This window comes from Aquiflexum sp. (assembly GCF_041751335.1).
Lineage (GTDB): Bacteria > Bacteroidota > Bacteroidia > Cytophagales > Cyclobacteriaceae > Aquiflexum.
On record NZ_JBGSXS010000162.1, the window covers coordinates 1 to 11,669 of the forward strand.

Here is an 11,669-nt window from a genome sequence, read left to right on the forward strand (position 1 = left end):
ACCATCCTGCATTATCCATCTTCGATGCACCCGACCACAGTGTTTCAGTGAGTAAAAGACAGGAGACCAATACCCCACTTCAGGCTTTGGTACTGATGAATGATCCGACTTTTGTGGAGGCTTCCAAGGTTTTGGGTGAAAAGATGCTGGCAAATCCGGAAATCTCCAAGTCTATAGAAGATACATTTCGAAGGCTTACAGGAAGAAAACCCAACCCTAAGGAGCTTCAAATTCTTCTGGAATTAAGGGAAAATGAATACCTTAAATTCAAGTCAGACCACAATAAAACAAAAGGCTGGTTGGCTTCCGGGGAATATCAGATTCCCCCGGACTTGGATCCTTTCCACCTTGCGGCCAATGCCGTCACAGCCAGCGCCATTATCAATTCAGACGCTTTTCTAACCAAAAGATAATATGAGTCACCATCACGATGCCCCTCTCAGGTCTTCAAACCGAGATTTTCAGGAGATTGAAAAGAATATGGACAGAAGGAGGTTTTTGACAAAAACTTCTTTGGGGCTTGGTTCCCTGGCTTTGGGCTCGCTGATGGGAATGGAGAAGATTTTTGCAGAAAATCCCCAAAGCCCACCTTTGCTTTCTGAGTCAGCCAATGGATTGGCTGGTTTGCCTCATTTTATGCCCAAGGCCAAGCGTGTGATTTACCTCTTTCAAAGTGGTGGACCTTCCCAATTGGAATTGTATGATTACAAACCAAAGCTAATAGACCTTCATGGGGAGGAGCTCCCCGATTCGGTGAGAGACGGGCAACGTCTTACAGGGATGAGTGCCGATCAAAGTTCTTTTCCGATGACTGCTTCAGCTTTCAAATTCAGTCAATATGGCCAAAGTAGGGCTTGGGTGAGTGAATTGATGCCCCATACGGCCGAGATCGTGGACGAGCTTTGTTTTATCAAAAGCATGCAGACGGGACAGATCAACCATGATCCGGCCATTACTTTTTTCCAGACAGGTCATCAACTTCCGGGCCGACCCTCGATGGGCGCTTGGTTGAGTTATGGTTTGGGTTCGGACAACCAAAACCTGCCATCTTTTATCGTCTTGGTTTCCAAAAATGCCGTGCAGGACCAACCGCTTTATGCCAGACTTTGGGGAAATGGATTTCTTCCTTCCCAATACCAAGGCATCCAATTCCGTTCTGGCAAAGACCCCGTGCTTTATCTTGGCAATCCTGAAAATTACGACGGAAATGACCGGCGTGAAATGCTCGATTACCTCAAATCATTGAATGAGGTGCAGTTGGATACTTATGGAGATCCTGAGATCAGCGCCCGCATCGCCCAATATGAGATGGCCTTCCGGATGCAGACTTCTGTGCCTGAAATTACGGATATGTCCAAGGAGCCCGACTCGGTGTATGAGATGTATGGTGAAGACAGCCGCGACCCCGGAACTTATGCCGCCAATTGCCTTTTGGCAAGAAAGCTCATCGAAAAGGATGTCAAATTTGTACAACTCTACCATCAGGGCTGGGATCAACATGGGAATCTGCCCGTTGGGATAAAAAACCAATGTCAGAAAACTGACCGGGCGACGGCGGCACTGATCAAAGACCTCAAGCAAAGGGGTTTGTTGGAAGATACGCTCGTTGTTTGGGGAGGTGAATTTGGCAGGACGGTGTACAGTCAGGGCACGCTTTCACCTGATAATTATGGCCGGGACCATCATCCACGCTGCTTTACCAAATGGATGTGTGGAGCGGGAGTGAAGCCGGGATTCACCTATGGAGAAACAGACAATTTTGGATATAATGTGGTCAAAGATCCGGTTCATGTACATGACCTTCAGGCTACGATTTTGCATCTTTTTGGGATAGACCACGAAAAACTCACCTACAAGCATCAGGGTCGAAGATTTAGGCTTACAGATGTAGAGGGCCATGTGGTAAAGGGAATTTTAAACTAGAAAATTCCGAAAATGACACAAGACCTGATTACTTTCATCGGAAGATTTCATCCACTTTGGGTTCACTTGCCTATAGGTTTTTTGATCATTGCAGTTCTCTTCAAAGCCTATATGGCCTTGGGGAAAAAGCCTGCCATGCAGGAAGCGGTGAGTTTTTCTATGCTTTTGGGTACAATCAGCGCCTTGATCGCGGCAGTATTGGGATTTTTGCTTTCACGATCAGGGGGATATGATGGCGACCTTTTGGATATGCATTTGGTGGCGGGTTGGACGACTGTCATTTTTTCTGGAATTGCTTGGTGGGTGAATAAGAATGAGCTCAGATTTGGCAAAAAGCTTAATTATGCTGTGTTGGGTTTTATGATCCTGGCACTTTCTGTCACTGGACATTTTGGAGGAAGCCTGACTCATGGGGAAGATTATCTGACTGCCTTTGCACCTTTTGGTGAAAAGCAGGAAGAGAGCAAAGGTCGGGTTTTGGCTAAGGTTGAGAATGCTGAGGTATTTACAGATGTGATACAACCTGTTCTCAGGAGCAAATGTCAAAGCTGTCACCGACCCGGAAAAACCAAAGGTGAATTGAACTTGGTTTCCTATGAGACATTGCTCAAAGGAGGAGAAAACGGTCCGGTTTTTATAGCTGCAGATGCTGAAAAAAGTGAGCTGATCCGGAGAGTAACGCTGCCGGCTGAACACGATGATTTTATGCCGGCGGAAGGGAAAAAGCCCCTCACTGAGGAAGAAGTCCAAGTGCTTATTTGGTGGATATCAAATGGAAAAGCAGATCCCAAGGTATCCTTGATGGGTGCGGATGAAGAAATTATTGCATGGGCTAAGCCTAGACTAAATATTCTCGGAGGGGAGAAAATACAAGCGTTGAGCATCGATACAGTTCATCTTAAAGCTTTGGAGAAAATGGGATTTCGGGTAAGGGTTCTCTCCCATGAAACAGGCGCACTAGATGTTGTCTTGCCATCGGATGCCGCGAAGAATCAAGCCTCCGAATTATTGAAAGCACTTTTGCCTATCAAAGATCAGATTTATTGGCTCAGTTTGGCCGGGACAGGTATTCAGGATTCTGACTTGAGTCAGATCGCGCAATTTTCCAATTTGCAAAGGCTGCGGATCGAAAATAATCCCATCTCGGAATCCGGAATTTCAGCTTTGAGAAGCCTTTCCAAACTGGAAAGTTTAAACCTGAACGGGACCAAAGTCAGCACCGCAGGTTTGGAAACACTTGCTGAAATCCATTCACTCAAATCCCTTTTCCTATGGAATACGGCTATTGAACCTCAGGATAAAAAGGTGGAAAAAATAAGGGCCGCCGGGGTGAAGGTAGTCTTTGGAAGTTGAAATAGGTTTAGTTAACTTCTAATTGAAGAATTTTTTGGTTGGTTAAAGAATGATATCAAAATTCATGACTTTTAACCTTAATTTAATCACAATTATTGTATTAAAGCGGGTATTTTCTTTTTGAATATACACTTTAGGATAACCTACCCGGTCTTTCCCCAAATTAGATGGCCATTTTAAGGCCAATTGGTGAGGTTTGAAGCTTAGTTAACAATTGGTTTTTCTACAAAAAATAAAATAATTCCTGAATTTTTTACCAAATTTTTAGCAGCCATTAAACTGTTAAACCTATGATTTCTATTTATGTAATGATGAATTTAATTAAATTAAAATAACTAACTTCACGAAAATATAAATTTTCAAATAAATAATTTACCAATTAGTTTTCTTGTCCCTTATTATTCCTTTTGAAGAGTGGGTAGAATAAGAAGGGTCCTTGGAGATTATTTATTGAATAATTTGAAAAGTGGGTAACTGGGATTAATCCGATTTAATCATAAAGAAATACCCTGATTGCTTTTCTCATTCAATCACAAAAGCCTAGAGATACCCATAGGACGTTTCCTTGGACTTTTCTATTTATAAGATGAAGGCTTTCTAAATATAAATGTACATGAAGGTTTCCGCAAGTACAGTGTTAGATATCATGTCGCTCCTTAGGTCTTCTTTCCAAAGGGATGGCATATTCAGCCCAGGACCGAAAGAAGCTCCATTCAGATCAGAGCTATATAGCTCTGATCAGATGGATCGGCATGGGAAAATATTGGCCCAATCGCATACACTTCTCCAAAAAACGTCCCCTGATAAACTTCTTAAAAGGTTGGGAGATAATGATAAGGCTTTGTTGGAAGTACGGAATCTGTTGGTTGAAAGAATTCAAACAGGTAAAACTATTACCCCTGGAGCCGAGTGGTTGTTAGATAACTTTTATCTCATTGAGGAACAAGTAGTCACCGCACGAAAACACTTGCCAAAAGGATATAGTGAAGACTTACCCTATTTGGCTGATGGAAATTCCGCAAAAATGCCGAGAGTCTATGATATTGTTCTGGAAATCATATCACACAGTGATGGAAGGGTTGATATTAAAGGACTTACCAGCTTTATAGGTGCTTATCAAACACATACCCTACTCACTTTAGGAGAACTTTGGGCCATTCCGATCATGTTGAGGTTGGCAGTGATAGAAAATATCAGAAGGGTCTCAGCCGGGATTGCTTTGGATATGATAGATGATACATTGGCTGATTATTGGGCTGAGCGGATGATCACTACCCTAAAGGAAGAACCGGGAGACCTTATTCTTACCATTGCAGATATGGCTCGAGAAAAGCCGGTGTTGGAAAGTTCTTTTGTAGCAGGTTTTACCAGGAGGTTACGGGGAGAAGGGCCTTCATTGGCCTTACCTCTAAGTTGGATGGAGCAACAGTTGACAAGGATGGGGACGAGCAGCAGTGAGCTTGTATTGTTAGAAAACCAAAAACAGGCGGCAAACCAGGTTTCTGTTCGAAACAGTATCGGAACACTCAGGTTACTCGGGGCTACTGACTGGAAAGAGTTTGTAGAAACACTAAGCATTGTAGATCACACTTTAAGAAAAGATCCAGCTGGCATTTATTCATTTATGGATTTTTCTACAAGAGACCGATATCGCCACGTCGTGGAAGCCATTGCAAAAGCAAGTCCACTTTCAGAATTGGAAGTGGCAGAGAAAGTGAATGAATTGGCAAAAAATGCAGCTGGATTAAACCAACAACCTTTTAAAAAGCAACATGTAGGATATTACCTGATCGATAAAGGACTTAAGCAGTTAGAGTTAGCTGCTACTATGCAGCAAAGCTTCAAACATAAAGTTGTGAGGGCAGCCGGTAGGTTTACCGTATTCCTATATTTATTTTCCATTACGGCCATCACGCTCAGTTTCGCTGCAGGAATGTGGTATATGGCGTTCAGATTTGGAAATCTCCCTAATTGGATGCTGGCTTTGGTAGCCGTTTTATCCGTTTCAGGATCAGCTCAATTAGGTGTTTCTTTTGTTAACTGGCTTTCGACGGTCATCATAAAACCTGAATTACTTCCCAGAATGGATTACTGTAGGGGCATTCCTCCTGAGAAGAGGACACTTGTGGTGATTCCTACCATGCTCAGTAGCAAACTTTATATAGAGGAGCTTGTCGAAGCATTGGAAATAAGGTTTTTGGCAAATAAAGAAGAAAACCTCCACTATGGTTTGCTGACTGATTTTATGGATGCAGATTCGGAAACAATGCCTGAGGATCAAGGCTTACTGGAATTGGTTGTCAGCAAAATTGAAAATCTAAACCAAAAATATGAACGTCCCGATGACGAAATATTTTTCCTGTTTCACCGTCCAAGGACATGGAATTCCAAGGAAAAAAAATGGATGGGTTATGAACGAAAAAGGGGAAAATTATCAGCTTTAAATTCTTTGCTAAGGTCTGCTGGAAAGAATGAATTTTCTATGGTTACCGGAAATCACAGGAAATTGACCAATGTCAAATACGTTATTACTTTGGATTCGGACACTCAGCTTCCGAGAGATTCTGCATGGAAACTTATTGGCACAATGGCTCATCCGCTCAATCAGCCTATTTACAATGTTAAAAAGAAAAGAGTAATTGAAGGCTATGGAATTCTTCAACCGAGAGTGGCAGCAAGTCTACCTAAGAAATCAAACAGTACTTTGTATTTGCGTCTTTATGGTAATTTAACCGGGATTGATCCCTACACGAAAGTATCTTCAGATGTTTATCAGGATCTGTTTGGAGAAGGCTCTTTTATTGGAAAAGGAATTTATGATGTCGATATTTTTGAAAAAGCAGTCAATGATAAGTTTCAGGATAACAGGATTTTAAGCCATGATTTATTAGAAGGAGTTTACGCAAGGGCGGGATTATTAAGTGATGTGCTTTTATATGAAGAAAATCCCTCTAAATATGGAATTGATGTCCGACGTCGGCACCGATGGATTAGGGGTGATTGGCAGATAGGCGCATGGATGTTTCCTTTTGTGTCAAACCCTCAGGGAAAGCTTACTAAAAACCCGCTTTCCACTTTGTCGAGGTGGAAAATCATGGACAACTTAAGAAGGAGTTTGTTGCCCGTTTCATTAATCTTACTTTTACTGTTGGGTTGGTCCATACTTCCATTCCCTTGGTTTTGGACGGCTACTGTGACAATTATTATACTTTTCGCCGTAATGGCTGCTGCAGGCTGGCAGCTAATAAATAAACCCAAAGACCTGGATTTCAAGGCACATTTAGCTGAGGTCGGCAAATCAGTTCAGAGTATCATGCTTCAGTTTATTTTTGGCATAGCCATTTTACCAAACGAAGCCTACAATAATATGGATGCGATCCTTCGCACCAATTGGCGATTGATAGTCTCTCATAAAAAATTATTGGAGTGGACCCCTTCTGCTACTACAGCCTCAGATTCCCGAAATAACATCTTTTCCAATTACAAAGAGATGTGGATTGGGCCTTTGTTGTCGATATTTTGTGTAATTTATTTTTTAGCAACAAGAGATTTAGGAGCTTTTTTAGTCGCTTCTCCCATGATTATTTTTTGGTTTTTGGCTCCGGCTCTTTCTTGGAAACTCAGTGTTCCAGAGTTGGAAAAAGACATTTTTTTACCTAATGTACAGACAGCCTTTCTACACAAAACTGCAAGGAAAACTTGGTCTTTTTTCGAACAGTTCGTAAATGTCGAAGAGAACTGGCTACCACCGGATAATTTTCAGGAACATCCGATAAAAGTCATTGCCCATCGTACCTCCCCTACAAATATGGGTTTGACCTTGTTGGCGAATCTTACGGCATATGATTTCGGTTACATCTCAAATCGGGATCTGCTCAATAGATGTGATCAAACCCTTACTACTATGCGCAGAATGGAGCGCTATAAAGGACATTTTTTCAATTGGTATGACACCTTGAGCTTAAATACATTACGTCCAAGGTACGTTTCCACTGTTGATAGTGGTAATCTAGCCGGACATCTACTTACTCTAAAACAAGGTTTGTTGGAGGTAAAAGAACATCCTGTTTTTTCTGTACGGAATTTGGAAGGATTGAGAACCACCATATCTATTCTTCAGGATGTTTTTCAGGAAGATCCTGACCAATTGGTTGAAAAAATAGCGGTTAAACTGGATCAGGCGATTGATCAGTATAGCAGTTCTTTAAATAAGGTGAAGCAACTGCTGGATGAGCTGTTGATTTTGAGTCAGGAATTATTAGAAAGCACTCCAGAAAGCAGTACTGGTCTATATCAATGGAAAATCCGCTTTCATGATCAACTAAAAAACATCATAGAAGACCTTGTTCAGCTTATTCCATGGCTGGATTTATTAAAGGTTATGGAGAGTTCCGGGCATTTTGTCTTACTTGATCAAATTCCTTCACTAAGTGAAATAAAGCATCTACACGACCGGTTTTTATTTATGGTAAGTGATGAGCGGGGGGGAGAATATCTTCAAAACGAAGATAGGTTAAAGCGGATAGAACCCTTATTGAAAGCCGGAGAAACCCTAGCAAGTGAAAGAATATTACATTTTGACCAATTGGCTCAACAGTGCGAAGTTCTTAGTGATATTTCCTATGATTTCTTATATGATAAAACAAATAGTCTTTTGAGAATAGGCTATAATGTAGATGAGCAAAGGAAAGATGATGGGTATTATGATCTCCTTGCCTCGGAAGCCCGTTTGGGTATTTTTGTGGCAATAGCTCAAGGTAAACTGCCCCAGGAAAGCTGGTTTGCTTTGGGCAGACTTCTGACAGATTCCGGTGGAGGCCCTATTTTGATTTCTTGGAGTGGTTCCATGTTTGAGTATCTAATGCCGCAGCTTGTTATGCCCGCTTTTGAAAATACGCTGCTGTACCAAACAAATAAATCTACCGTAAAAAGACAAATCGAGTATGCAAAATCAAGGGGAGTTCCTTGGGGTATTTCCGAATCCGGTTATAATGGGGTTGATACCCATATGAATTATCAATACCGAGCCTTTGGAGTTCCGGGCCTTGGTCTTAAACGGGGATTGGAAGAAGACTTGGTTATAGCGCCATATGCGACGATGTTGGCTTTGATGGTTTCCCCCCAAAAAGCTACTTCCAACCTTCAGCTTTTATCAAAAGAGGGATTTGAAGGTGAATTTGGGTTTTATGAAGCAATTGATTATAACAAAAGCCGTCAGGCCAGAGGTTCAGATCATACCATTGTCCAATCCTATATGGTGCATCATCAAGGAATGGGACTACTTTCATTGGCTTATGTATTGTTGAATAGACCGATGCAAGAGCGGTTCTTGTCTGAATTGCGATTTCAGGCAACTTTATTATTACTTCAGGAACGTATTCCAAGAGCGACATTATTCTATGCACATATGGAAGATCTTCCTGAAACACAGATCTCTACCAAAGAGGTCCATATGAGGATTACTAACAAATCCAATACCTGGATTCCTGAAGTACAACTCTTAAGCAATGGCCGTTATCAGGTGATGGTAACCAATTCCGGAGGAGGTTTTAGCCGATGGAAGGGCATTGCACTTACCCGCTGGCGGGAGGATACCACTAAAGATGACAAGGGAATATTTTGCTATATCAAGGATGTTCAAAGCGGAAAATTTTGGTCTAATACCCATCATCCAACTATGGTGCCTGCTATAGATTATCAGGTGGTGTATTCTCCTGGAAATGTTGAATTTAGAAGACAGGATGCCGGTATTGAAACCAAAACGGAAATCGTAGTCTCGCCGGAGGATGATACAGAGATGAGAAGAGTCAAGGTGATGAACCGGACAAGATCTGTAAAAGTTTTGGAAGTAACTAGCTATGCAGAAGTAGTTATGGCTACACAGGCTTCGGATGAAGCCCATCCGGCCTTCAGCAATCTTTTTGTCCAGACTGAAATTTTCCCTGAATACAGATCAATTCTTTGTACCCGCAGACCGAGATCGGAAGAAGACAATCCACCTTGGATGTTTCATTTGATGGAAGCACATGGGGCTAAGGTCGAAGAAGTTTCTTTTGAAACTGATCGACTTGAATTCATAGGAAGAGGGAATACTTTAGCAAGCCCTCAGGCTATGAATGTAGATGCACTTTCCGGTAAAGATGGCGCTGTCCTCGACCCTGTTTTATCCATTCGGTATAGAATCAGTGTAAATCCAGGGCAAACTGCTGTCATTGAACTGATCTATGGTATAAATGAAACTAGGGAAGGTTGTGAGAATTTGATGCACAAATATCGGGACAAGCATCTCAAAAAACGGGCTTTTGAACTTTCATGGACACATAGTCAGGTATTACTGAGACAAATAAATGCTTCCGAAGGAGATGCACAGCTATATGATCGCTTAGCTGCTTCCCTAATTTATGCCAATCCAAGAATGAGGGCACAGGCTTCCTTGATTGAAAGTAATTTCAGAGGACAATCAGGTCTGTGGAGCCATTCTGTTTCAGGGGATATTCCGATTCTCTTATTGCATATACATGACCCCGAAAGCCTGGATTTGGTGAAACAATTGGTTAAAGCCCATGCTTATTGGAGATTAAAAGGTCTGGCTGTAGATCTTGTCATTTGGAATGAGGATTATGGAACTTACAGGCAGGTATTACAAGAGCAGATTCAGGGATTGATCAGTACGGAATTAGCCAGCAATACGGTCTATGGAAAAGCCGGTAGCATATTCGTTAAATCTGCCGACCAAATTTCCCCTGAAGACAGAAGCCTTTTTGGAAGTGTAGCCCGTATTATCATTCATGATAACAGAGGAACTCTTGCCGAGCAGGTAAACAGGCATTATGAGGATGGAATTATGCCTAAATTACTGCTAGCAAATCCAAGAACAGCAGATCCCATCCAATTGGAAGCCACTTTACAGGATGACCTTTTATTTTTTAATGGTTTCGGGGGATTTACACCAGATGGATTGACATATAAAATTGTTACATAAAAAAATAAAACTACTCCTGCACCCTGGTCTAATATCCTGGCAAATCCAAATTTTGGTTCTGTTATTTCAGAAAGCGGGTCTGCCTATTCATGGGCAATTAATGCACATGAATACAGGATAACCCCTTGGAACAACGATCCGATCTGCGATATTGGTGGCGAAGCTTTTTATCTTAGAGATGAAGTGACCGGAGATTTTTGGTCTCCGATGCCGTTCCCAACTAAAGGCGACTCCAGATATATCACAACCCATGGTTTTGGATATTCTTCTTTTGATCATATAGAAAGTGGTATTGAATCACATCTGGTTACTTTCGTGGACAAGGATTCTCCCATAAAATTTATTGTTCTGGAGTTAAAAAACCGGTCTGGAAGAGAGCGTGAAATATCTGCTACCGGGTTTATGGAGCTCATTCTGGGAGATGTACGATCCAAAACGAATATGCACATTTTACCTCGGTATGATCAGGAAACCGGTGCCCTGTTATTTACAAACAGATATAATTCTGTATTTGGAGAAAGGGTTGCATTTTTCAAAGTAGAGGGGGCAAACCTGAGTTATACTACCGATAGAGCTGAATTTATTGGACGAAACAGAAGTATGAAGGATCCCGAGGCTCTTTATCTCACAAAGCTTTCAGGAAAAAGCGGTGCAGGGATGGATACTTGTGGCGCTTTACAGGTCAAGGTTGTTTTGCTGGATGGGGAGGACAAAACTATCGTTTTCCGAATGGGCAATGAGGAAAACCTCCAAGAGGCACAGGCCTTGATCAGGAAATTCAGTACGATTGATGATGTTTGGAATTCACTTATTCAGGTTCAGCAATATTGGAAAGAAGTGTTGGGTGCGGTTCAGGTGGAAACTCCTGATCAGTCTCTTAATATTTTAGCAAATGGTTGGTTGATGTACCAGACCATAGCTTGCCGGATATTCGCCAGGAGTGGATTCTATCAATCCGGAGGGGCTTTTGGATTTAGAGACCAGCTACAGGATGTGTTGGCAGTTTTAAATACACAACCCAATCTGGCAAGAAAGCAAATATTGTTAAGTGCATCAAGACAGTTTGTGGAGGGTGATGTCCAGCATTGGTGGCATCCTCCCGAAGGAAGAGGTGTCCGGACACGTTGCTCTGATGACATGCTTTGGTTACCTTTTGTGGTTTCTCGATATATTGCTGCCACAGGGGATAAAGATCTATTGAATGAAACCGTAGGTTTTCTGGAAAGCAGGCCGCTTTATCAGGAGGAGGAATCCTTTTATGATCTTCCTGCTAGCGGAAACTTTTCTGCTTCTTTATATGAGCATTGTGTCAGGGCTATCAGGCACAGCCTTCATTTTGGGGAACATGGATTGCCCTTTATTGGGTCTGGCGATTGGAACGATGGCATGGACCGTGTAGGCATCAAAGGCA

General features: G+C 42.0%; 5 protein-coding genes. All 5 read left to right on the forward strand.

Going from position 1 to position 11,669, the window contains the following annotated elements; translation table 11 throughout:
- The coding region (locus ACEW8U_RS09110; RefSeq protein ID WP_373521730.1) for a DUF1553 domain-containing protein at nt 1–413 on the forward strand (413 nt) is incomplete at its 5' end.
- Nucleotide 414: 1 nt separating this feature from the next.
- Entirely contained in the window at nt 415–1,923 is a 1,509-nt protein-coding gene (locus ACEW8U_RS09115) for a DUF1501 domain-containing protein (protein ID WP_373521731.1), read from the forward strand.
- Between the two features lie 12 nt (nt 1,924–1,935).
- The gene (locus ACEW8U_RS09120) at nt 1,936–3,276 is read left to right on the forward strand and encodes a DUF2231 domain-containing protein (protein ID WP_373521732.1); all 1,341 of its coding nucleotides are present in this window, start codon (nt 1,936–1,938) and stop codon (nt 3,274–3,276) included.
- Between the two features lie 613 nt (nt 3,277–3,889).
- On the forward strand, nt 3,890–10,258 hold the full coding sequence (locus ACEW8U_RS09125; RefSeq protein WP_373521733.1) for a glucoamylase family protein: 6,369 nt from the start codon (nt 3,890–3,892) through the stop codon (nt 10,256–10,258).
- A 63-nt stretch (nt 10,259–10,321) separates the two neighbouring features.
- The coding region (locus tag ACEW8U_RS09130; protein ID WP_373521734.1) for a GH36-type glycosyl hydrolase domain-containing protein at nt 10,322–11,669 on the forward strand (1,348 nt) is incomplete at its 3' end.